17 protein-coding genes and 1 pseudogene are annotated in these 22,487 nt (G+C 63.2%); 7 read left to right on the forward strand and 11 right to left on the reverse strand.

Going from position 1 to position 22,487, the window contains the following annotated elements:
- Window positions 1-143 precede the first annotated feature (143 nt).
- Window positions 144-770 (reverse strand): annotated as a pseudogene (locus tag BJP32_RS01660) (IS5 family transposase); the annotation flags it as partial.
- A gap of 16 nt (window positions 771-786) precedes the next feature.
- On the opposite strand from BJP32_RS01660, the gene BJP32_RS01665 reads away from it, so the two are divergent.
- Window positions 787-981 carry a hypothetical protein gene (locus tag BJP32_RS01665; protein WP_003165225.1) on the forward strand — a complete coding sequence of 65 codons (195 nt, stop codon included), beginning with the start codon at window positions 787-789 and terminating at the stop codon, window positions 979-981.
- Window positions 982-998: 17 nt separating this feature from the next.
- Window positions 999-1,835, forward strand: a complete 837-nt coding sequence (locus BJP32_RS01670) for an alpha/beta fold hydrolase (protein ID WP_003165226.1) — start codon at window positions 999-1,001, stop codon at window positions 1,833-1,835.
- A gap of 567 nt (window positions 1,836-2,402) precedes the next feature.
- On the opposite strand, the gene BJP32_RS01675 is transcribed toward BJP32_RS01670, so the two are convergent.
- The 3 genes from BJP32_RS01675 to BJP32_RS01685 all read right to left on the reverse strand — a co-directional run bounded on the left by BJP32_RS01675 (window position 2,403) and on the right by BJP32_RS01685 (window position 8,392).
- Window positions 2,403-4,592, reverse strand: coding sequence for a TonB-dependent receptor (locus tag BJP32_RS01675; RefSeq protein WP_076222620.1), 2,190 nt, complete (start codon window positions 4,590-4,592; stop codon window positions 2,403-2,405).
- Window positions 4,593-4,775: 183 nt separating this feature from the next.
- Window positions 4,776-5,252, reverse strand: coding sequence for a hypothetical protein (locus tag BJP32_RS01680; RefSeq protein ID WP_003165228.1), 477 nt, complete (start codon window positions 5,250-5,252; stop codon window positions 4,776-4,778).
- A gap of 173 nt (window positions 5,253-5,425) precedes the next feature.
- Window positions 5,426-8,392 carry a TonB-dependent receptor gene (locus BJP32_RS01685; protein ID WP_003165229.1) on the reverse strand — a complete coding sequence of 989 codons (2,967 nt, stop codon included), beginning with the start codon at window positions 8,390-8,392 and terminating at the stop codon, window positions 5,426-5,428.
- A gap of 311 nt (window positions 8,393-8,703) precedes the next feature.
- Here BJP32_RS01685 and BJP32_RS01690 point away from each other — a divergent pair, with 311 nt between their 5' ends.
- Window positions 8,704-10,380 (forward strand): FAD-binding dehydrogenase, encoded by a 1,677-nt coding sequence (locus BJP32_RS01690; RefSeq protein WP_046654060.1) that lies wholly within the window; start codon window positions 8,704-8,706, stop codon window positions 10,378-10,380.
- Window positions 10,381-10,425: 45 nt separating this feature from the next.
- Window positions 10,426-11,289, forward strand: a complete 864-nt coding sequence (locus tag BJP32_RS01695) for a bile acid:sodium symporter family protein (protein WP_046654062.1) — start codon at window positions 10,426-10,428, stop codon at window positions 11,287-11,289.
- Here BJP32_RS01695 and BJP32_RS01700 read toward each other — a convergent pair.
- The 6 genes from BJP32_RS01700 to BJP32_RS01725 all read right to left on the reverse strand — a co-directional run bounded on the left by BJP32_RS01700 (window position 11,286) and on the right by BJP32_RS01725 (window position 19,764).
- The gene (locus BJP32_RS01700) at window positions 11,286-13,016 is read right to left on the reverse strand and encodes an AMP-binding protein (RefSeq protein WP_046654064.1); all 1,731 of its coding nucleotides are present in this window, start codon (window positions 13,014-13,016) and stop codon (window positions 11,286-11,288) included. The genes BJP32_RS01695 and BJP32_RS01700 overlap by 4 nt on opposite strands.
- The gene (locus tag BJP32_RS01705; protein ID WP_046654066.1) at window positions 13,013-14,299 is read right to left on the reverse strand and encodes an acetyl-CoA C-acetyltransferase; all 1,287 of its coding nucleotides are present in this window, start codon (window positions 14,297-14,299) and stop codon (window positions 13,013-13,015) included. Before BJP32_RS01705 ends, BJP32_RS01700 begins: the two co-directional genes overlap by 4 nt.
- Window positions 14,299-15,171, reverse strand: coding sequence for a MaoC/PaaZ C-terminal domain-containing protein (locus tag BJP32_RS01710; protein ID WP_046654067.1), 873 nt, complete (start codon window positions 15,169-15,171; stop codon window positions 14,299-14,301). The genes BJP32_RS01705 and BJP32_RS01710 overlap by 1 nt, the downstream gene beginning before the upstream one ends.
- A 20-nt stretch (window positions 15,172-15,191) precedes the next feature.
- Complete coding sequence (locus BJP32_RS01715; protein ID WP_046654069.1) at window positions 15,192-16,502, reverse strand: 3-oxoacyl-ACP reductase; 1,311 nt, start codon at window positions 16,500-16,502, stop codon at window positions 15,192-15,194.
- Entirely contained in the window at window positions 16,502-18,874 is a 2,373-nt protein-coding gene (locus tag BJP32_RS01720) for an acyl-CoA dehydrogenase (protein ID WP_046654070.1), read from the reverse strand. The genes BJP32_RS01715 and BJP32_RS01720 overlap by 1 nt, the downstream gene beginning before the upstream one ends.
- Before the next feature lie 104 nt (window positions 18,875-18,978).
- On the reverse strand, window positions 18,979-19,764 hold the full coding sequence (locus tag BJP32_RS01725) for a Coq4 family protein (RefSeq protein ID WP_052748087.1): 786 nt from the start codon (window positions 19,762-19,764) through the stop codon (window positions 18,979-18,981).
- 62 nt (window positions 19,765-19,826) lie between these two features.
- Here BJP32_RS01725 and BJP32_RS01730 point away from each other — a divergent pair, with 62 nt between their 5' ends.
- Complete coding sequence (locus BJP32_RS01730; RefSeq protein ID WP_046654071.1) at window positions 19,827-20,447, forward strand: TetR/AcrR family transcriptional regulator; 621 nt, start codon at window positions 19,827-19,829, stop codon at window positions 20,445-20,447.
- Window positions 20,448-20,583: 136 nt separating this feature from the next.
- Here the strand turns inward: BJP32_RS01730 and BJP32_RS01735 are convergent, their stop codons facing one another.
- Entirely contained in the window at window positions 20,584-21,339 is a 756-nt protein-coding gene (locus tag BJP32_RS01735) for a hypothetical protein (protein ID WP_076222797.1), read from the reverse strand.
- Window positions 21,340-21,470: 131 nt separating this feature from the next.
- Between BJP32_RS01735 and BJP32_RS01740 the strand changes: the two genes are divergently transcribed.
- Both BJP32_RS01740 and BJP32_RS01745 read left to right on the forward strand, forming a co-directional pair.
- A complete protein-coding gene (locus BJP32_RS01740) occupies window positions 21,471-22,076 on the forward strand; it encodes a TIGR00730 family Rossman fold protein (protein WP_076222622.1) in 606 nt (201 codons plus the stop codon).
- 115 nt (window positions 22,077-22,191) lie between these two features.
- Complete coding sequence (locus BJP32_RS01745) at window positions 22,192-22,485, forward strand: hypothetical protein (RefSeq protein WP_046654074.1); 294 nt, start codon at window positions 22,192-22,194, stop codon at window positions 22,483-22,485.
- Window positions 22,486-22,487: the final 2 nt, after the last annotated feature.

Below are 22,487 nucleotides of genomic sequence, written 5' to 3' on the forward strand. Positions count from 1 at the left end.
GGACGCTCATCCGTACAGCCGTGAAGAATTGGGATGAGGTGAGCGAATCCTACACGTTCGAGATGCACGGTGAGACTTGCAAGGCATCATTGCGCGACACCTTGAGCGACGAAGAAGAATTCTCAGAGTCCGTTTGAGAATGCTCAAGGATGGACGATCCTGCGCAGCATGAGGCTTCCGAGGGCGATGTGGATCATGGCTTCGGAGACGTCGAGGCGCTGTTCGTAGTCTCGGACGAGGCGCTTCCACCGGGTCATCCAGCCGAAGGTTCGCTCGACGACCCATCGCCGGGGGAGGACCTTGAAGCGGGGCTCTTTATCGGTGCGCCGCACGATCTCTAGGACGAAGTCGCGATAGGCGGCGGCGTCCATGAGGCGGGTGCGGTCATAGGCACCGTCGGCGAAAAGGTGCTTGAGCCAGGGCCAACGCTTTCGGATGGCTGCGACGATAGTCTGGGCACCGGCGCTGTCGGAGATGTCTGCGGTGGTGAGATTCACCATCAGCAGCCTGCCATCGGTGTCGACTGCGATATGCCGTTTGCGGCCAACGACTTTCTTGCCCGCATCGAAGCCGCGCTTTTCCGCCGCGGGCGCCTTGATTGACTGGCTGTCGACGACCGCTGCGGTCGGACTTTGCTCCCGGTTCTCGCGCTCGCGGTCAAGCATCAGCGCGACATCGTGGATCGTGCGAAACAGCAGTCGACGTACGAACCGCCGGAACCACCAGTAGACTGTTTGCCAGGGTGGGAAGTCGTTCGGCAGCATCCGCCAGTGGCGTCAGATCTCGGTGCAGTCGAACACCCTGTCCTTCGCTCAGAAGGTCATGCCGTCCGGGATCACGCTGCAGCGACAAGGGGGACTGCTGACGCAACTGCTCGACGGGCTGGGCGCTTCAACCCTGGTCCAGTTGGACGTCGTCAAGGACGCCCAGTTGGTCCTCCACATGCCGACGCCGATCACGGCCGCCGGTTCGTTCCGATAACGACAAGGAGACAGACCATGCCCTATGTGACCACCTCCGACGGCGTCGACATCTTCTACAAGGACTGGGGCCCCAAGGACGCCCAGCCGATGCACTTCCATCATGGCTGGCCCCTATCGGCGGACGACTGGGACAACCAGATGCTGTTCTTCCTGCAGCAGGGCTATCGCGTCGTCGCGCATGACCGGCGCGGGCATGGCCGTTCGGAACAGGTCGGCGACGGCCATGACATGGATCACTACGCCGCGGACGCCTCGGCGGTCGCCGAGCATCTGGATCTCAAGAACGCCATCCACATCGGTCACTCGACCGGCGGCGGACAGGTGGCGCGCTACGTCGCCCGGTTCGGCCAGCCTCAGGGCCGCGTCGCGAAGGCCGTGCTGGTCAGCGCGGTGCCGCCGCTGATGGTCAAGGCCGAAAACAATCCCAACGGCACGCCGATCGAGGTCTTCGACAGCTTCCGCGCCGCTCTGGCCGCCAACCGGGCGCAGTTCTTCATCGACGTGCCCGCCGGCCCCTTCTACGGCTACAACCGCCCCGGCGCCGAAATCTCGCAAGGCGTGATCGACAACTGGTGGCGTCAGGGCATGATGGGCAGCGCCAAGGCGCACTATGAAGGCATCAAGGCCTTCTCGGAAACCGACCAGACCGAGGACCTGAAGGCGATCACCGTACCCACGCTGGTGTTGGCGGGCGACGACGATCAGGTCGTCCCTTACAAGACCGGCGCCCTCATGCAGGACAAGCTGCTGCAGAACAGCAAGCTGATCATCCATCCCGGCTTCTCGCACGGCATGCTGACGGTGAACGCCGACGTGGTGAACGCGGACATCCTGGCTTTCATCAAGGGATGAAGGACGACGTCCACATGATCCCTCCGGACGCGGCGTGGCCGTACTGGACCGGCAAAGGCGCGCCTTCCTTCGGGACGGCGCCCCGCTGCTCCCCTGACCGATTGAAAATGGCCCAAAGACACTGCGCGGACACAGAAACGCAAAAACCCTGCAAGACACTGCTCTTGCAGGGTTTTTGTTGCCTAGATCGGTATAACCAGGGAGGTTGTGGGTGCGGGAGGGCGCTGTCCTTGTTGGTATTGGCCGATGATCCTGCCCGGCGAGAAATGTCGGTGCGTCCTCCTCGGCAAACACGGTCCCGCATGAGGAACACGATTCAAGTTGATGAGAGATCAGGAGCCTCCCGTCGTTCCTCATAGAAGAATCGTACCATCTCAAACAAAGCCCCTACTTCTCGATTTGGCAGAAGGCAGATAGTTCGAAAAGCTTCCGCGAAGCGGAGCCACTCGGGGGATTGAAATCCTTCCCCCATAAAAACTTCGTCGAAAAGCGGCAGATAGCGCCCAGCTTGGGCGATTCGGTTTTTCGTCGTTGACAATGGTGTTGCGGCGAATGCGCTGAAGGTGTTCAGAAGCGCCGCTGCAACGTTAACCGCACTGCGCGACCGATGGGGTCTTGTGCATCCCGGCCATAGCCAGGCGCTGACGCACCATCACCTAGATGTGCTTGAGGCCTTTCATCGAACAGATTTGAAACCTCCAGGCTCACTTGCAGGCCCCCAGCCCTTCGGCGCATCGCTTCAGCATCAACGGCGGATGCCGCGCGAGTAGAGGCCATCTGAAAACTCAGCTTCAAATCCATTGATGCGAATGGCTTCAACAGCAAGTCCGTCGGCCCATCGGCGCCACTCAACCGTCGCGTGCGATAACCGTCTTGCCATCGCGCTGAAGCGTTTAGCGCCCAACGCCCGCGTCGTGCATCGATCAGCAAACGCGCGTCCTGCCTCGACACTCCGCCCCCGTCTCCCTTCAGTCGATTCAGCTCAGGGAGTCCGTTCGCCAGCGACAACGTGTTGCGCAAACGATAGCTATGACTTAGCGACACCCGCAGAATCGTCGCTTCGTCGCCAACAGCCCCAGAGGGGCGCGGCAGATTGAAGTTCAAACTGCTGGTCAGGCCTTCCGTCAGGTTGGCGCCGAAGTTAAGCGGGCGATAATCAACAGAGATCAGCCGCCCATCCAGATCTCGACGGAATCGCTCTGGAAAGGCCGCTTCGACATCCTCTGTCAGGTCTGGCAGGGAGCCGACCCCGTTCGTCGTCCTGTCGCGTTGATAGCCCAGGTTGGCGGATAGACTCCACCGCGTGAACGGTCCCAGCGACGTCGTCAGCGAAAGACGCTCCGAGCGCGGCTGTCGCAAGTCGGGGTTTCCTCCCATGATCGGTACGATCTCCACCGCTTGGCCGTTGCGGAAGTCGAACACTACTCGCGGCGTGTCATGATACAGGGGCTCGGACCTCAGATTGTTCGAAATGCCGTCGTTCGCAGCGGACCAGAGGCCATTAAGGCGCACCTTCTGACGCGGAACCCAGGTCAAGGCCGCGCTCATCTCATCGCCGGATCCTGCGCCCGTGTCCCGAACGCCGCCGCCTACCGTCGCCAGCAGATCGCCTAAGCCCCGCAACACGCCTTCACGCGCGCCCGCCTTGGCCAGCGGAACGGCCAAAGAGCCCCTCGCCTCCCGAGTCTGAAAGCGGCTTGTTGCGCGGCCCTGTTCGCGCTCGACCGTCGAGCGACTATCCATGAAATTGCCGTTGAAATTGGCGACCAGGGGACCGGCGGGCAGTTCCAGCAACGTCCGCCCGACGGATCCGCTCAGGCCCATCATGCGGTTTTCACCACGTGTATCGCCAAAGCCGCTCTCGCGCGCTCGCGACGCCTGGCCAGTCGCATTCACCTGGACCCACCACCCCTTCGCCTCGCCGCTGAGTCCGAAAGCTCCGCCCAGGCTGTTATTTCGCCTCAGACTCGCAACGATCTCGTCGCCGAAGCGAACGCGCGACGAGCTTTCCCTAGCCTGACCGTTCAAACTGACCACAGACGACCATTCGCCGAGCGGGCGCGTCGCAGTCAGGTTCACCGCAGCCAGATCGACGCCGGGGCGCAGGGTGACCACGTCACCCGCAAGCCTCTCGCCTTCCCCTCGATCGCGTTCATCGGCACGCAGAGCAGTGTCGCGCAAAACGCGCGCGCCCATCTGCAAGGTCCGTTCGCCATTAATCGACGAGCGGCGCAGATCAATTGCCAGCGACGACAGTCCGCCCTGTGTCGGCCGCTGTCCGGATACCTGACCGTCATGGCTTCGAAACTGCCGCTGCAAGACCAGGTTCACCACCCTTTGCCCCGGCGCGCCTCCATAAAGGGCCCCCGCCTCGGCAGGCAGCACCTCGGCCCGAATAAGGGCGTCCGGTGGGAAACCGGTGAAGGCGCCGGGATTGGCGACGCGCTTGCCGTTGATGACAACCATAGGCGCTTCGCCGACGCCATATGCTTGACCCAGCCGCTGCAGAACCTCGCTGATGTCCCAAGCGCCCAAGGCGTCGATCTCTACGCCGTCCAGCTCGACCTCGGGCGGGACCAAGGCTGCGCCGCGGCGACCGCGAACTTCCACGTCATCGACCCTGACCGGTTCTTCTAGAGTTTGGCGCGCGGCTTGATCGGCTGCAGCTCTCGCTACGGTGGCGCGGCCCTGCTCCGTCTGCGCGACCTCCGTCTGCCCCACGACGGCTAGACTGACCAAGGGCAGCCACAACAGCATTCAATACTCCGTCGTACGCAGCACCTCGCCTGAAGGCTAATTCATATCAGGCGTCGGGTTCAGATAGATACGTTGTTGCTGAACTATCAGCGTCTAAACAAAAGAAACGCCGGGAGCTCTTGCGAACCCCCGGCGTCGGAAACGATGCAGTCATGGAAAAGACGACCGCACCATCAGGCATGATCAGGAAATTGTCAGGCCCGGCGAGCTCGTCAGCGTGCCCGTGATTTTGCACGGGTTCGGCGAACCAGGAATAGTGGAAGTAGGGAAATACACGCTACTGGTTCCATTGTTCCAGTTCGTCGTGATGACGCCATTGCAGCTGCCCAGGATCGAGCTGGCGCCGATGTTGGTGATGGTGATCGAACCACCTCCGTTGGGCGTGATCGTCCAGGGGAAGCCCGACGGCGAGACCAGCAGGCCGCACTGCCAGTCGCCTGGGCTGAAGCTGCCGCCGGTGATAGTGGCCGAACTACCGTCAGCAGCCACAGTCCCGTTCAGCGACACGTTACAGTTGATGGTCGTCGACTGCTCAAGGGTCAAGGCGCCTGACAAGACAAAAGACGTACCGGCTGGACTGATCGATTGCGCCATGGCCGGAGCGGCGAAGCCCGCGATGGCCAGAACGGCGGCTGAAGCAATAGAAGCAGCTTTAAACATGTCATCTCCTCCCAAATATTTCACCAGTTAATGGTGACGAAGACACAAGACAATTGAAACAGATGTAAGTCAAATTATAAATATGATTAATTTTATATTATTCACTTTAAATTCTATAAATCACAACAACAAGCGCCGCCACCTTATTAAAGATGGCGGCGTAGGATTTAAACTTAGAATCTCTTACTTACGCTTACAGCTATCAATCTAGGATCAAGCGTGAAAACATTCGTCGTCAAACCAGTATCATCACTATTCGTGAAGGCATCCGTGATTGGCGCGTCGTCAAACAGATTCTTGACGTACGCTTGGAAAACCAAGCCGCTCGACATATTTTCCAGCGTAACGTTGACATTAACATTATCCCATGCCTTCAGGCGATCATATTGCGTATTATAGACGCGAGAATAACTGCTTCCCTGATAGTAGTAATCGCCGCGCAGCGTCAGATCCCAATCTCCAAGGAAGAATGTGTACTGGGCGCCGATGTTGGCGGTGATGTTCGGCGCATTGGGCAGCTCATTGCCGCTGAGATCCGCCTCAAAACCACGCCCCCCGTTCGGCGCATCCTTGAATGGATCGTAGGTGATGCCGAACAGACGCCAGAAGGGAACGCTGGAGGTGTAGTTGGGATCAAACGTCCCCGTGCGAAGCGAACCGCCGCACAGCGCCTGAAGCGCGAGCGTCTTCGTAATCTCTGGAAACGCCGTACCTAAGATTTTTTCGACATGCTTGGTCGGCGCGATGCAGTTCGACGGCACCTGCAGCCAGGGCCGCAACACCATCCAGTCAGGATTGCCCTGGGTTCGATTCATAACGTCGATGGAACCTTCACCATCGCCGATCTTGGTGTCCAGATAGCCGATGTTCGCATCCAAGCGCAGGTTAGGCGTCGGCTGGAACACCGTTTCCAGCTCCAATCCCATCATGCGCGCATCAAAGTTCTCGTTCAGCGAGATACGATCGACGATCTGCGACACCTGATAGTCGGTGTAGTCGTAATAGAAGGCGGTCAGATTCAACCGCACTTTTCCATCATGGAAGGAGTTCTTCGTTCCGATCTCAAAAGCGTTGACGTATTCCGGCTCAAACAACTCGGCCAACGGCTGATACTGGATGACCGACGGATTGATGTCGACGCGAGGCGGGTTAGCGCCGCCGCCCTTATAGCCCCGAGCGTAGGAGGCGTAGATCAGGGTGTCGTCCGTAAAGGGCGTCACCGGCTTCCAGTCCAGCACCAGTCGCCCGGTCAGGGCGCCCCACTGCTGCTTGACGTCCGGCAGCGCCGGATAGCCACGGCTGACATAACCGCCCGACGACGGTCCCGGATTGCCGCGATCCGCACCCAGAAGGAGTTGGCTCGGATAGGGCGTGCTGATCTTGCGATCATCGGTGTAACGCAACCCCGCCGTCAGCCGCAGGTCAGACGTCAGATCCCAATACCCCTCGCCGAAGACCGCCCAGGAACGTGTATGAACAACATTCTTGCTACGGAAGTAGTTGTGCCCGTCGCCAGCCAACTGACTGATAGGCGTCGGATCGACATAGACACATTCTTTTGGAGTTTGAGGCGTACAAGGCTGCGTAACACGCCCCTGATTTACAGGAGCACCTACAACATTATTGTAATAATATTCAGCCAAGAAAGTAAAAACGTTATTAAAAACGTAGTAATCATCATTGGATTTAAAATCCAAATAATTAGCACCGATATTAAAATTAAATCTTCCATCAAGATTTGATTGAAGTCTTAGCTCTTGAGTCCATTGACGATTGTCAGACTTACTCAAGTCTGCAGAAATCATCCTATTGGATGTACCTAGTTGTGGATCTGTATAGTAACCACCAGGCAAAGGAGAGTTAACTATAGGCTGCCCATTAATATCAAAAAGATTGTCAGTGCTGTTGAATATAGGATTTGAAACAAATCTATTATAGTCTTGAGTTGAATAGTAACCATCCTTCGAGTACGCGGTTTGAGATATCAGCTTCAGTTTATCGCTGAAGTCATACTCTACATTAAATTGCGAAACATCGTTCTTGACCCGAAAGATTGGGTCATAACTGGTCGCTACTTCTCGCAAGTTCCGTGACTGGGTCAAACCTGCATAAGGGTCCGTTCCAAGCGGCACGCCCACCACCAGCCTTCTCGAAGCATCATAGCCAAATGACGTGGCGGCGAGAAAAATATGGGCGAACGCGCCGCCGTTCGGCGCGCCATAGGCCGCGTCATCATAGAGCGAGCCGGGCAGACATCCCTGGCTCAGACGGTTCCGGATCAGGTCGGAAGTAATATTGACCGCACCCACGCGCGTCGGCCCCGGATCCCGCGTACACAACTGCTTGCCCGTGCGGGAACGCTGATCGTCTTCCTCGAAATGCTCCCAGATAAAGCTGGTGCGGAAGCGGTCCGTCGGTTCCCAAAGGGCTGAAAAGCGCGTCGACCACATGTCGCGGTCGTTCACCTGGGTGTCGTTGAAGCTGTTGTAGTCGAACCCGTCGCGCTTGGTCGCCGATCCGGCTAGACGAACGGCGAAGGTGTCGGTGATCGGTACATTGACCATGGCCGACATGCGCCGGGTGTCATAGTTGCCCGCCTCGCCCTTGACGAAACCCTCGAAGTCAAAGCCCGGCAGGTTTGGGATCATGTTGACCACGCCGCCGGTAGCGTTGCGACCATACAGCGTACCTTGTGGCCCGCGCAGCACCTCGACGCGGTTCACATCCAGATACTCCTGCTCGAACAGACGGTTTCGGATCAACGGCGTGTTGTTGAAACTGACCGCCACGGCCGGGTCGCTACTGGCCGAAATCGCCTTAGTCCCGACCCCGCGGATCGAGAAGTTGTACATGGAGAAGTTGGCCTTGGAGAAACTGACGTTCGGGATCGCCCGCATCAATTCCGACCCGCCCTCGATCTTCATGGCGTCAAGGTTTTCCGCCGACAGAGCCGTCACGGCGATCGGCACGTCCTGAATCGATTGTTCACGCTTCTGGGCCGTAACAATGATGTCGCCGACGGTGGTTGCTTCCTGTGACGGCGCGACGTCCTGAGCCAGAGCGGGGCCGGCCGCTACAGCAAGAACAACGGCAGACGCGGTGACAGCCAGACGCGCGCGATTACAGGCCGCTGAAGCCATGAAACTTATCTCCCCAGACATCGAGCGCCCTTCCCCAGGCGCGCCGACACGTTTCCCCCGTCCCGATTTATCATCTCACGGTTGGACGGTGCGACCGCAGGACTAAGGCCACACGTTCCATCTATTCACTGACCTGTCAATACACTACTTACATCATTGTTCGATGACGTAGCGGAAGCTTTTGCAGCTGCGTCGCTTATCTTGCGCAATGCAGCGCAGACCCAGGCATCACATTGTTCAAACTATTTTCCTTTCGCTGACATTATTGTTAGTAATGATCAGAGCGTATTATCTTTTTGGGGTGCAGGCCGATGAACACGGACATCGTTATAGTCGGCGGAGGATTGGCAGGGCTGGTCGCCGCACACGAGTTGACCCGCTCGGGCAAGTACGTCGCCCTGGTTGATCAAGAGAATGCCGCCAACCTAGGCGGTCAGGCATTCTGGTCCTTCGGCGGCCTGTTCCTGGTGAACTCGCCCGAACAACGGCGGCTGGGCGTGCGTGACAGCCTGGACCTGGCGTGGCGCGACTGGCAGGGCAGCGCCGGCTGGGATCGCCTGGGCGCGCCATTGGCTGAAGATGAGTGGGCGGTGCAATGGGGCCGCGCATACGTGGAATTCGCGGCCGGAGAAAAACGCGACTGGCTCAGCCGACACGACATCAAACTGACGCCCATGGTCGGCTGGGCCGAACGCGGCGCGGGCAAGGCGCTCGGTCACGGCAATTCCGTTCCGCGCTTCCATGTCGCCTGGGGCACGGGAACCGGCGTATCCGAACCGTTCGCCTGTCGTGTGCGAGAGGCGGCCAAGTCTGGTCGACTGATCTTCTATCATCGCCATCGCGTCGATCATTTGCTGGTCGAGGCCGGGCGCGTGAAGGGGGTGTCCGGCGTGACTCTGGCGCCCGACGACGCGCCGCGAGGCGCCCCCTCCAATCGCCAGGTCATCGGCGACTTCACCCTCAAAGCCGACGCCGTGATCCTGGCGACCGGCGGCATCGGCGGCAACCATGAGATGGTCCGGCGCTATTGGCCCGAGCGGCTGGGCGCGCCGCCGGCACGCATGATCACCGGCGTGCCCGCCCATGTGGATGGGCGGATGCTGGACATCGCGGCCAGGGCTGGCGCGCGACTCGTGAACCGGGACCGCATGTGGCACTATGTGGAGGGCGTGCGGAACTGGGCGCCGATCTGGCCCGACCATGCGATCCGCATCCTGCCGGGACCGTCGCCTCTGTGGTTCGACGCCCTGGGGCGGCGCCTGCCCTTCCCGGCCCTGCCCGGCTACGACACCATCGCCACGCTGAAATATCTGCGGACCACTCCTGATCTGGCCGAGCATGACCACTCCTGGTTCATCGTCACCGAGACCATGATGGCCAAGGAGTTCGCCCTGTCGGGCTCGGAGCAGAACCAGGACATCACCAACCGCAACCTTCTGGGCGTCCTGCGTTCACGCCTAGGCAAAGCCGCGCCGCGAGAAGTCGCCGCCTTCCGCGACAAGGGCGCCGACTTCGTGGTCGCAGACGACCTGGATACGCTGGTCGGCAGGATGAACGGCCTGACCGACAGACCGCTGCTGGACGCCGCCCTGATCCGCGCCCAGATCGAGGATCGAGACGCCCAGATGGCCAATCCCTACGCCAAGGACGCGCAAGTTCAGGGCATTCACAACAGCCGGCGGTATCGCGGCGATCGTTGGGCCCGCACGTCTGCGCCGCACAGGGTGCTTGACCCGGCGGCCGGGCCGTTGATCGGCGTCAAGCTGCACGTCCTGACGCGCAAGTCGCTGGGCGGACTGCAGACAGATCTGTCCAGCCGCGTGCTGACGCCGGACGGAACGCCGCTGGAAGGACTCTACGCCGCAGGCGAAGCTGCGGGCTTCGGCGGCGGCGGATTGCATGGTTACAATGCGCTGGAGGGCACCTTCCTGGGCGGCTGCATATTCTCGGGACGGGCGGCGGGGCGCGCGCTGGCGGGCCAGGCCTAAGAGGGACAATCGCGCCGCCATCTGGCGCACGGGGAGAAACGACGCATGGATTCTGCAATGGCCACCATCGGCCTGCCCGTCGCGCTGGGCATCATCATGTTCGGCTTGGGCCTCGGACTGACGCCCGCAGACTTCGCCCGCGTGGCCCGGAGGCCCAAGGCAGCCGGCGTGGCCCTGGCCTGCCAGTTGCTGTTGCTTCCGGTCATTTGCTTCGGGCTGGTGCTGCTGTTCCGCCTGCCGCCCGTCCTGGCGGTCGGCATGATGCTGCTGGCCGCCTCCCCCGGCGGGACGACGGCCAATCTCTACAGCCATTTGTTCCGGGGTGATGTGGCGCTGAACATCAGCCTGACGGCCATCAACTCGGTCATCGCCGTGGTGACCTTGCCGGTCGTGGTCAATCTGGCGATCGCCTTCTTTCAGCCGGGCGACCTGCATGTCGGCCTGCAGTTCAGGAAGACGATCGAGGTCTTCATGATCGTGCTGGCTCCGGTGGCGCTGGGGATGCTGGTGCGCGGATGGCGGCCCGCCTTCGCGGCCGCTATGGACAAGCCGGTGCGCATCGCCTCCATTCTGATCCTCGTGCTGGTGATCCTCGGCGCCGCCGCCTCCAGCTTCCACGTTCTGATGAGCCAGATCGGCGGACTTGCCGGCGTGACCGTGGCCTTCTGCCTGCTCAGCCTGGGCGTCGGCTACGGCGTGCCGCGTCTGCTCAAGATCGAGCGCCCGCAGGCCGTCGCCAGCGCCTTTGAGGTCGGGCTGCACAACGCCACCCTGGCCATCGTCATCGCTCAGTCGGTGTTGAACAGCCCCGAGATGACCCTGCCCGGCGCCGTCTATGGCGTGCTGATGTTCCCGCTGGCGGCGGGCTTCGGTTTCCTGATCACGCGCAGAAAGCCGGGCTTGGCCTAGTCACGCAGGTCGCGGCGCAGCACCTTGCCCACATTGGTCTTGGGCAGGGGCTCTTCGCGGAAGACTATGATGCGCGGCACCTTGTAGGCGGTCAGCCGCTCACGGCAGTGGGCGACGATCATCGCCTCTGTCAGCTCGGACGAGCGCGGCACGATGATCACCTTGATCCGCTCGCCCTGCACCGGGTCGGGGACGCCGACAGCCGCTACCTCGTCCACCAGGGGGTGGGCCGCCACCACATCCTCGATCTCGTTCGGATAGACGTTGAAGCCGGAAACCAGGATCATGTCCTTGATCCGGTCGACCAGACGCACCCGCCCGTCCGCCTGCATCACGCCCACGTCGCCCGTCGCCAACCAGCCGTCCGTCGACAGGACCTTGGCCGTCTCCTCCGGTCGGTTCCAGTAGCCGCGCATGACCTGGGGGCCGCGCACGCACAGTTCGCCCGGCTCGTCGAGCCCGCACCAGCTTCCGTCATCGCGCCGCATCCGCACCTCGGTAGAAGGCACAGGAAGCCCGACCGTGCCGTCGAAGCCCATCGTCTCCGGCCGCTCGATATCCACATAGCCGATGCAGACCACCGGCGAGGTTTCGGTCAGGCCATAGCCTTCGATCAGCGGCGCGCCGGTCACGCTCTGCCAAGCCTCGGCCACCGACGCCTGAGTCGCCATGCCCCCGGCCACGGTCAGGCGCAGATCCGAGAAGTCGCGATCACGGAAGGCCTCATTCTTGAGCAACCCGGCGAACAGGGTGTTGAGGCCGGTAAAGGCCGCGAACCGCTCCTTCCTCAGCACCCACTCTACCCGCTTCGCATCGCGCGGATTAGCGATCAGGATGTTGCGTCCGCCCACGCCCACGAACATCAGCAGGTTCGCCGTTAGGGAGAAGATATGATAGAGCGGCAGCATGGTGACATTGCCCACCACCTGATCCTCAGGGATCTGGGCCATGATCCAGGCGCGCCCCTGCAGAACATTGGCGATGATGTTCCGATGGGTCAGCATGGCTCCTTTGGCCACGCCAGACGTACCCCCCGTATATTGCAGGAAGGCGAGGTCTTCCGCCTTCGTCTTGACCGGCTTCAGCGACAGTCGCCGCGCCCGACGCATCACGGCGGGCCAGCGTTCAGCCTGCGGGACGCACCACTTAGGCACCAGCTTTTCGACATGGCGCAGCAGGGCGGTGATCGCCGTCCCCTTCACCGGCCCCATCATGTCGCCCATGGCCGTGACGACGACATGGCGGATGTCCGTCCCCACGATCGCCTGTTCAAGAGTGGCGGCGAACATTTCCATCACGACGATGGCGACCGCGCCGCTGTCCTTGAGCTGATGCTGCAACTCGCGCGGCGTGTAGAGCGGGTTGACGTTGACCACCACCGCCCCGGCGAACAGCACGCCGAACAGCGCCACCGGATACTGCAGGCAATTCGGCATCATCAACGCCACCCGGTCGCCGGGCCGCACGCCCTTGGCCTGCAACCAAGCCGCAAAAGCTCGCGCTTCCGAAAGCGTCCGCCCATAGGTCACGCCCGAACCCATGCTGACGAAGCCGACGCGGTCCGCATATTTTCGGGCGTCCGCCGCGAACAATTCGCCGACCGAGGACCACTGCGCCAATTCGTCGTCGATCGTCGCCGGCACGTCGGGTCGATAGGCGCGCGTCCAGAATCGCTCAGCCCACAGGCGATCGGCGTCGGTCTGCGTCACATCCAGCGCCACGCTCATTTCTCGATCACGGCGACGACGCCCTGCCCCCCGGCTGCGCAGATTGAAATTAGGCCGCGCCCCTTGCCCGCCCGGTTCAGCATGTGCGCCAGATTGCCCAGGATACGCCCGCCCGTTGCCGCGAACGGATGCCCCGCCGCCAGAGACGAGCCGTGGATGTTCAACCGCTCCCGGTCGATGGGGCCCGGCGCCCGATCCAGCCCCAGCCGGGTGCGCGCATAGTCGTCGCTTTCCCAAGCCTTGAGGGTGCAGAGCACCTGGGCGGCGAAGGCCTCGTGGATTTCATAGAAGTCGAAATCCTGAAGCGTCAGTTCCAGCTTAGCCAGCATTCGCGGCACGGCGTAGGCAGGCGCCATCAGCAGGCCTTCCTCGCCGCTGACGAAATCCACGGCCGCCGTCTCGCCTGCCCTCATCCAGGCCAGCATCGGCAGTCCCCGCGCCTTCGCCCATTCCTCGCTGGCCAACAGCACTGTCGAGGCGCCGTCCGTCAGCGGGGTGGAATTGGCGGCCGTCAGCGTGCCGTTCTCACGATCAAAGACCGGCTTCATCGCCGTGACCTTGGCCGGGTCAATATCAGGCCGCAGATTGTTGTCGCGCTTCAACCCGTTGAAGGGAGAGACCATCTCGTCGAACAGTCCCGCCTCATAGGCCGCCGACATATTGCGATGGCTGCGGATCGCCAGGGCGTCCTGCTCCTCGCGCGGGATGGCCCAGTGCTTGGCCATCAGCTCGCAATGCTCGCCCATCGACAGGCCCGTGCGCGGCTCGGCGTTGCGCGGCGGCTCAGGCCGGAAAGGCGCAGTCAATCCCGTTCGCGACAGGGCCTTGAGCCGTCCCAGCGTCGACTTCTGGCGATTGGCCGCCAACAGGGCGCGGCGAAAGCCTTCATTCAGGGCGATCGGCGCATCCGAAGTGGTGTCCACTCCGCCCGCAATCCCGACCTCGATTTGGCCCAGAGCGATCTTATTGGCGACCAGTATGGCCGCCTCCAGGCCAGTGCCGCAGGCCTGCTGCACGTCATAAGCAGGCGTGTCGTGGCCCAGCGTCGTCCCCAGCACGCTTTCGCGCGTCAGAGCGATGTCCCGCGAGAGCTTAAGCACAGCGCCCGCCGCCACCTCGCCCAGCCGCAGGCCATGAAGGTCATAGCGGTCGATCAGGCCCTGCAGGGCTGCTGTCAACATGTCCTGGTTCGACGCCTCGGCGTAGGCGGTGTTCGACCGGGCGAAGGGAATACGATTGGCGCCGATGATGGCGACTCGGCGCGGCGAGGACAGGGTCAGCATCAGACGATGATCTCCAATGGGGCCAGGGCGCTCAGGCGTCCTCGCATATGAAGGCGCTCGCCCGTCGGATCGCGCACCTCGAAATCGCGTTGGTTCGGCGCCGTGAACAACGCCGCCGCGCCGGGCAGCAGCAGCGGAGTGCGGAAGGAAACCTCGATCTCGGCCGCCTCCAGCCCATCGGGCGGCGTCAGGACGGCCAGCGCCCGCGCCTGGGTCCACATGCCATGGGCGATGGCGCGCGGAAAGCCGAACAGCCGCGCCCCAAGTGCAGAGGTATGAATAGGGTTGGCGTCCCCGGACACCCGCGCATATCGACGCCCCAGATCACCAGGAAGCGACCAAGACTGATGCTGCGTCATTTTGGCCGCCGCTTCCATCTCCGGCGCCGCAGCGCCGCACCCAGCGCCGCCGCGCTTCAAATAAAGGCTCTCGGCCTCCCAGACGACCACGCCGTCCCGCCCCATCGTGGTCAGGATGCTGAACGCCTGCCCGCGCTCATGCGACATCAGGCGACCGAAGCGGACATGCGGACTCAACGCCTCGTCCGGCCTCAGCCTCGCATACTGGCGAATGCGATTATGCAGGTGCACCAAGCCCGCCAAGGGAAACGGAAAGTCGGGGCGCATCATCAGACGCAAATGCATCGGAAAGGCCAGGATATGCGGCCACGTCAGGGGCACGCCCTGAGCCGCCTCAAAACCGCACAGCCGTCCGTAGGCCCCGATCGCATCGGCATCCAGACGCAGCGGCTGCGCCGCCAGTTCCGCCTTCGGTAGGTCGCAACTCCCCGTTTCACCACGCAACATTCCCCGTATCGCGCCGCCCGCCAGTTGCAGCATGGAGACCGGGGCCGCCGCCTCAGCCCCGCTCATCTTTTCGCCCCCTGCATCCGTCAGGCCCCCAGCAGGCTCTGACCGCAGACGCGAACCACGGCGCCGTTCACGCCGCCGTTGTCCGCCTCCGCCAGCCACAAGGCGGTCTCGGCCACGTCGATCGGCTGACCGCCCTGCCCCATGCTGTTCATCCGTCGTCCCGCCTCACGAATGGCAAAGGGGATGGCGGCGGTCATGCGAGTCTCGATGAAGCCTGGCGCAATGGCGTTGACGGTGATCGCGTCGCCCGCCTCGGCCGCCAGCCGCCGCACCGCGCCGATCCACGCCGCCTTGGACAAGGCGTAGTTGGACTGGCCCTTGTTCCCCGCGATGCCGCTGAGCGAGGACACCGTTAAGATCCGCCCGTTAGGTCGGATTAGCCGGGCGTCCAATAAGGCGCGTGTCAGAGTTAGCGGCGCACCCAGGTTGACGGCCATGACGCTATCCCACTCGGTCGCCGACATTCTGGCCAGCGTGCGATCACGCGTAATCCCTGCGTTGTGGATCACCGCGTCATAGCCGTCCGCCGCCCGCGCCGCCTCAACCAGACGTTCCGCCGCATCGGCCGCAGTTATGTCGACGCTTAACGCCTCGGCCCCGATATGCGCGGCTAAAGCACGCAAGTCAGCCTGCGCGCCAGGCGCGTCAAGCGCGGTCACTGCACAGCCTTCGGCTGCGAACAGCCGCGCCATGGCCGCACCGATCCCGCGCGACGCGCCGGTGATCAGGACTCGCCTCCGGTCAGCGGAAATCGACGTAGACGCCGCCGCGCCGATCGTAATCACCTGGCCCGAAACATAGGCCGAGCGCGGCGACAGGAAGAAGCCCAAGCTGGACGCCGCGGCCTCTTCCGCGTCCGACGCGATCCGCAGAAGTTGCGCCGTCCCGCCCTCGCGCGCCTCCTTGGCCAGGGAGCGGACAAAGCCCTCCACTCCCCGCTGAACCGCCTCCCCCTCGGCGTCCGCCATGCTTTCGGGCGGTCGGCCGATCACCACCATGCGACCGCAAGGTCCAAGGCGACGCACCGTCTCATGAAAGAAGCGATAGAGGTCCGTGGCGCCGGACGCCCGGTCGATGTCGGAGGCGTCGAAGATCAACCCGCCATAGCGAGCGCCTTCATCAGGCGTCGTATGAAGATCGACGCCCCACTGGCCCGCCAGTCGATGCAGAAGCGATGACAACCGCCCGCCGCCGCCCCGCAGTAGGGGGCCGACAGGCGACGCTCCGGCCTCAGCCCTGCGGCGCAACGGCAAGGGGCGCGGCAAACCCAGCGCACCGGTCAACCAGCCGCCCATACCGCTGTTGGCGAAGTCCAGATAACGATCCGACATCAGGCGGCCTGCCGCCCCTTGCCCGTCGTCCCGGGACGATCCGACGCCACCTCACGACGGGCCAGCCCCTCCGCCAGGCCGAAGTCCTGCGGAAAGTCGTCGACCATGATCGCCTGGATCGCCACCTCGGCATAGCGCGCGATCAGCACGCTTTCGTCGGCGTCGATCAAGCCTTGCGTCTCGGCCTCTCGCGCCCAGTCCGCCAGTCGTGTGAGATCCTGCGGCGCGCGAGACAAGCGCCCGGTCCTGATCGCCGATTTCAGCCGCGCTTCGACAGCCTCCACCTGCGGATAGAGGTCGAAGGCCACGAGGACGGCGGCGATGGGATCGACCTCCAGGCTGGCGCTCCACGATCCAGCCACCAGCCGATCTCGCGCAGGGCCATGGCGCTGGATCAAACCCGCGACCTCGGCGGCGCACTTGTCGCCGGGCGTCCGCGCCTTCAGGCCGAACGGCGCCCCCGCCAGTTTCAGGAACAGGGCCGCACCCCGGCTCGGGTGATTGGCCAGCAGGTCTCGCCAGGCCGTCGTCGCACGGTTCAATGCGTCCTGCGCCGCCCAATGAATGAAAGGCAGGTCTTCGGCCGGACGCCCCTCGTCCTCGAAACGCTTCAGCGCCGCCGACAAGATGAAAAGCTGTGACAGCATATCGCCCAGTCGCCCCGTCAGAGCGCCCTTACGCTTCAAGGCGCCGCCGACCATCGCCATCGAGACGTCCGAGGCCAACGCCAGCAGGGTCGAAAGCCGCGTCGCCTGTCTGTAATAGCGACGCAATTCAGGTGCGGCGTCGCGCGGCGCCGTGATCAGCGCGCCGCCGGTCAGACTGAACCCGATCGCCCGCACCATATTGCCCCGCACGAAGCCGACATAGCCGAACAGGGCGCGATCAAACGCCTTCAAGTCCTGCACTTCGGCTGTCCGCATCATCGGCAGGACATAGGGATGGCAACGGATCGCGCCTTGGCCGTAGATGATCAAGGTGCGCGTCATGATGTTGGCGCCCTCGACCGTGATGGCGACCGGAATCTGCTGATAGGCGCGGGCTAGGAAGTTGCCGGGGCCCATGCAGACGCCCTTGCCGCCGATCACGTCCATACCGTCGTTGACGATGATGCGAGCGCGTTCGGTCACATGGTATTTGGCGATGGCCGAGACGACCGAAGGATTCTCGCCCTTATCCAGCGCCGCCGCCGCCAACCGCCGCACGGAGTCCGTAGCGTAAAGATGCCCCGCCATCCGAGCCAGGGCCTCCTGCACGCCCTCGAAGGCGCCGATCGGCTGGTTGAACTGGCGACGAATGGCGACATAGGCGCCGACCATGCCCACGGCCAGCTTGGACATCCCCACGTTCGAGGACGGCAGGGAGATGGCCCGGCCCGCCGCCAGACACTCCATCAGCATCCGCCAGCCGGCGCCGACCTGCTCACGCCCGCCGATGACCATCTCCATCGGCACGAAGACATCATCGCCCTCGATCGGACCGTTCTGGAAGACAGCGTTCAGGGGCCAATGGCGCCGCCCGATCCGCACGCCCGGATGCTCGCGCGGGATCAGGACGCAGGTGATCCCCGGCTCCTCGCCCTGATCCAGCAGCCCGTCGGGATCAACCGCACGGAAGGCCAAGCCAATCACCGTCGCGATGGGCGCCAGGGTGATGTAGCGCTTGCGCCAGGTGATGCGGAAGCCCAGCGTCTCCCGCCCCTTCCACATGGCCTTGCAGACCACGCCGGTGTCGGTGATCGAAGCGGCGTCTGAACCCGCGAAGGGGTTGGTCAGGGCAAAGCAGGGAATCTCTTCCCCGCGCGCCAGTCGCGGCAGATAGTGGTTCTTCTGCTCTTCCGTGCCGTAGCGCAGCAGCAGTTCGGCCGGTCCCAGAGAGTTCGGCACCATCACCGACACCGCCGCCGCCGAACAGCGCGTCGACAGCTTCTGAATCACCTGGCTGTGGGCGTAAGCCGAAAAGCCCAGACCGCCGTAGGCCCTTGGGATGATCATGCCCAGGAACCCCTTGTCCCGCGCATAGGCCCACGCCTCAGGCGACAGATCCTGCCAGACGGCGGTGCTGTCCCAGTCGTTGGACAGGTCGCACAGCCGTTCGGTCTCTACGTCGAGAAAGGTCTGCTCTTCATCCGTAAGGCGTGGCGCAGGCGTCGCCAGCAGACGCTTCCAGTCCGGCCGTCCCGAGAACAACTCGGCGTCCCACCAGACGTTGCCGGACTCGATCGCCGCCTGCTCGGTCGCGCTCATACGCGGCATAATGCGACGAAACACGCTCATCACCGGGCGAGACAGCAAGGTGCGGCGTACAGGCCGGATAAGCAGCAACACCAGCAGGGCCGCGACAGCCGCGCCCGACACGATCCAAATCCACATGAACGATCCTTCCGCCCCAGCGACAGGCGAAGTCGCTCAGACTGTCTTCCATTGTCCTGAAAGGAGGAAACGCGGCCGCCCCGCCGCGCTCCCTCGCTCGCGCCTCAGCCCTTGCCGCCCAGGTAGGCGTTTCGAACCGCCGCAGGCACGCGTTCGTAGACGTCCGGCCTGCGAATACGCAGGCGAAGCCGCGCCTGATCCAACGGTTCTGCGAGCAAGGCTTCGTAGTCCTGTCCCGGAAGCCAGGCCGCACGGCGCCCGTCGCGCCAGGCCTGAAACACCGCCCGGGCGCATGGATAGCCGGTGCGCGCTCGCGCGAACTGCACAGCGATCGCCGCCGCGATCAGGCCAAAGCCGGAGCTCCGCGTCTGCGGCAGAGAAAAGGCCACAACGCAGGCTTCGCCCAGAGCGTCGGTGTGATAGCCCGTCAACACGTGCCAGATGTCGTGCACGTCTCGCAGGCGTCGCCCGTACCAGGCGCGCGGATGCGCGGCTTCGATCTCGCTGTCCGTCACCTTGCGGCTTTCTTCAGCGAGGCCATAAGCGGAGAAATCCTGCGAGACGATGAAATCCAGATAGGCCGCCCCGACGCTGCCTGCCGGCATGGTCTTCAACCACTCCCGATCCTGCAGTCGGTCCGCCAATTCCAAACGGCGATACGCCTGAACGCCGCCTTCGGAGGAGTTCAGCAACTTCGCATAGCCCCAGTCCACAGAACGTCCCGCCAAGGCGTTCATGATCTCGAACACCTGTTCGGTGTCATCCTTGTCCGCCACCAGCCGACGTATCGCGCGCGCTGCACGAACGGGCTGAACTCTACGTTTCAGCGTACGAGAGGCTTCGCGAAAGCCCGTTATGGCTCCACTATCATCAAGCGCCGTCGCGACCATGGCTTGCAGTCTCCTTGGACGACTCGTAAGACACGTTACCTACATGGATGTCATTTACATAAATGTCAATTAAAATCGCCGATAAGCCGCGCCGCCGACGGCGCTCGCCCGAGGAAGCCCGCCGCGAAGCCTTGGCGTCAGCGCGCGATCTCCTGCTCTCCGGCGGACCGAACGCTGTAACCCTGGCTGCGGTCGCGGGAGAAATAGGCGTCACCCACGCCAACCTGATCCACCATTTCGGCTCAGCCGCCGGACTGCAGTCGGCGCTCATGGGCTCGATGGTCGCCGATCTCAACGACGCCTTGGACGCCGCAGTCGCCAGGCTTCGGACAGACGAAGGCGCTCCATTGGAGCTCATCAACGCCGTCTTCGACGCCTTTTCGACCGGCGGCGCAGGCCGACTGGCGGCCTGGATCGCATTGTCTGGCGACCTGTCCCATCTCGAACCCGTTCGAGAGGCCGTTCAGAATTTGGTTGTCGCCATCCAGGAAAAGATCGGCCTGGGCGGCGATCGATCAGACGAGATCATCGGCTCGGCCGTTCTCTTCATTGCGCTCAGCGCATTCGGCGAAGCGCTGATCGGCGACCCTTTACGGGAGATGCTGGGTCAATCGGACGATGCCAGCCGCCGCGTCGTGGCCAGCTTGCTGCCTGCCTTCCTCACCATGCATCCACGCACGTGAGATCAAAAGAAAGCCCGACGCAATGAGCATCGGGCCGAAAGTCGTTTGGTGATGGTGGGTGTCCTCGAAGAAAGAAGACTGCTCCTTGATCAACTGGTTTGGTTAACGCCGCATTAACGACGATCAGGCTTGAAATTCATGCGCCTGCATCAGGAAACCAGGTCGTCTGGCGCGCAGCGCCTGACAACTGGCGTGTGACCCGCCACCCTTCTCCTGCTCGCTCAACCCGATCAGGGGCGCCAGGGCCCGGATAGCGGAATATCCGCCCCTCTACCTCGATATCGCTCGCGCGATCTCCCACAGCAGGAACGACAACGCTCCAACGACCATGCGAATCCGCCACGCCCTGGGCCGTTCCTCCTCCGGCTTGGACCGCGACTTTTCGGCCAGGATCAGCGCGGCCCGAGGCAATCAGACCGCGACCGTCGCCGTCCAAAGCGTCCAAGGTCGGTCCTGGCGTCAGGCGCAGACTGGCGCCGCCGTCGGTCAACAAGGCGGCCAGACGCCCGCCTTCCCCGACCACCAGCAGACGTTGCGGTCCCGGCGTCGTCGCCTGCCCGATCTGGATCTCAGGCGTCAGAATCCGCCCGACCGCCGCAGGACCGACATGCAGCTCGAATCGCCCCTGCGCATCCGCGGCGGCGGCCACGGCAGAACCATCAGCGCCGCTGAGGATCACGCGCGCGCCAGGCGCGGCTTCTCCTCGCACCAAGACGCCTCCAGGCGTCTGGGACAACACGCTGGTGATGCGCGGCGTCGCCATCCAGTCGCCATCCTGGACTTCGGCCGTATCGGCTTCCGCATCGCTCTTGGGAGCGCCGCACGCCGAAAGCGCCGTCGCCAATCCCAGCGCCAGGCTCAAACTCAGTCGCAGGCCGATCCTTCGTTCCATCCTGTCCCGCATCGCTATAAGGCTGTGTGTCCAGATAGACGGCTCCGTTCGCTTGGCCCAGCCCCTTCAACCCGGCCCGCTTGGCGCTCCCCGCCTGTCTTCACTTGCCGCCCGAGGTCACCAAAGGTTCCATGTCCCTGCCCTCCGTCAACATCGCCCCGTTCGAGGGCCAATCCGTCTGCCTGTTCTGCGGCTCTTCCGACGGGACCGACCCGCGCTACATCCAGGCGGCCGCGGAGTTCGGCAAGGCTGTAGCCGAGGCGGGTTGGCGCTTCGTCTATGGCGGCGGCGGCGTGGGCCTGATGGGCGCCTCGGCTCGCGCAGCGCATGAAGCCGGCGGCCGCGTCGTCGGCATCATGCCCGCCTTCCTGCGCAGCCGTGAACGCCTGTTCGACGATGTGGAGACGATCGTCGTCACCTCCATGCACGAGCGCAAGCAGCTGATGTACGACGAATCCGACGTCTTCGTCGTCGCGCCCGGCGGCGTCGGCACGCTGGAAGAGGTCGTGGAGCTGCTGTCGTGGAAGCGGCTGGACCTGCACGCCAAACCCGTCATCTTCCTGAATCTGGACGGTTTCTGGGACGGCTTCTTCACCTTGATCGAGCACACGGTCGAAAAGGGCATGACGCCGGCCAGCTTCCTGGAGGCCTATGTCAGCGTCGATTCGGTCGAGGGCGCGATCGAAGCCATGAAATCAGCTCAGGACACGCCCCACTTGCAACATGATCGTCGGTAAGTAAACGTGCGTCAGTAACGCCGGTCCGTCAGGCGAGAAGCTGGATTGACAGTTTTCTTAAAAAACGGCCTATGGCGATGCTGGGCGTGCGCCCCACCCTTATCGGAGACTGTTCATGCGTGCTCTTCTCGCCGCCGTCGCCCTGTTCGCGGCCGCCCCTGCCTTCGCCCAGGCCCCGGCCACCAGCGCCACCCTGGCTGACGCCGCCAAGGCCCCGACCGGCCGTGTGATCGTCGACGGCGCCACCTGGCGCTGCGAAGGCGACGCCTGCACCGCCACCGGCGGTTCCAACCAGCCCGCGACGCGCGCCTGCCGCCGCGTGGTCGCCAAGCTGGGTCCGGTGACCAGCTTCTCTTACAAGGGCCAGGCCCTGAGCGCAGAAGAGATCGCCGCCTGCAACGCGGGCTGATC

The organism is Brevundimonas sp. ZS04 (assembly GCF_001956865.1).
GTDB lineage: Bacteria > Pseudomonadota > Alphaproteobacteria > Caulobacterales > Caulobacteraceae > Brevundimonas > Brevundimonas diminuta.

Excerpts from the sequence above, each read along its gene's own strand:
- BJP32_RS01670 (WP_003165226.1), top strand. The coding sequence starts at position 999 with ATGCCCTATGTGACCACCTCCGACGGCGTCGACATCTTCTACAAGGAC.
- BJP32_RS01675 (WP_076222620.1), bottom strand. The coding sequence starts at position 4,592 with ATGCTGTTGTGGCTGCCCTTGGTCAGTCTAGCCGTCGTGGGGCAGACG.
- BJP32_RS01680 (WP_003165228.1), bottom strand. The coding sequence starts at position 5,252 with ATGTTTAAAGCTGCTTCTATTGCTTCAGCCGCCGTTCTGGCCATCGCG.
- BJP32_RS01685 (WP_003165229.1), bottom strand. The coding sequence starts at position 8,392 with ATGGCTTCAGCGGCCTGTAATCGCGCGCGTCTGGCTGTCACCGCGTCT.
- BJP32_RS01690 (WP_046654060.1), top strand. The coding sequence starts at position 8,704 with ATGAACACGGACATCGTTATAGTCGGCGGAGGATTGGCAGGGCTGGTC.
- BJP32_RS01695 (WP_046654062.1), top strand. The coding sequence starts at position 10,426 with ATGGATTCTGCAATGGCCACCATCGGCCTGCCCGTCGCGCTGGGCATC.
- BJP32_RS01700 (WP_046654064.1), bottom strand. The coding sequence starts at position 13,016 with ATGAGCGTGGCGCTGGATGTGACGCAGACCGACGCCGATCGCCTGTGG.
- BJP32_RS01705 (WP_046654066.1), bottom strand. The coding sequence starts at position 14,299 with ATGCTGACCCTGTCCTCGCCGCGCCGAGTCGCCATCATCGGCGCCAAT.
- BJP32_RS01710 (WP_046654067.1), bottom strand. The coding sequence starts at position 15,171 with ATGAGCGGGGCTGAGGCGGCGGCCCCGGTCTCCATGCTGCAACTGGCG.
- BJP32_RS01715 (WP_046654069.1), bottom strand. The coding sequence starts at position 16,502 with ATGTCGGATCGTTATCTGGACTTCGCCAACAGCGGTATGGGCGGCTGG.
- BJP32_RS01720 (WP_046654070.1), bottom strand. The coding sequence starts at position 18,874 with ATGTGGATTTGGATCGTGTCGGGCGCGGCTGTCGCGGCCCTGCTGGTG.
- BJP32_RS01725 (WP_052748087.1), bottom strand. The coding sequence starts at position 19,764 with ATGGTCGCGACGGCGCTTGATGATAGTGGAGCCATAACGGGCTTTCGC.
- BJP32_RS01730 (WP_046654071.1), top strand. The coding sequence starts at position 19,827 with ATGTCAATTAAAATCGCCGATAAGCCGCGCCGCCGACGGCGCTCGCCC.
- BJP32_RS01735 (WP_076222797.1), bottom strand. The coding sequence starts at position 21,339 with ATGGAACGAAGGATCGGCCTGCGACTGAGTTTGAGCCTGGCGCTGGGA.
- BJP32_RS01740 (WP_076222622.1), top strand. The coding sequence starts at position 21,471 with ATGTCCCTGCCCTCCGTCAACATCGCCCCGTTCGAGGGCCAATCCGTC.
- BJP32_RS01745 (WP_046654074.1), top strand. The coding sequence starts at position 22,192 with ATGCGTGCTCTTCTCGCCGCCGTCGCCCTGTTCGCGGCCGCCCCTGCC.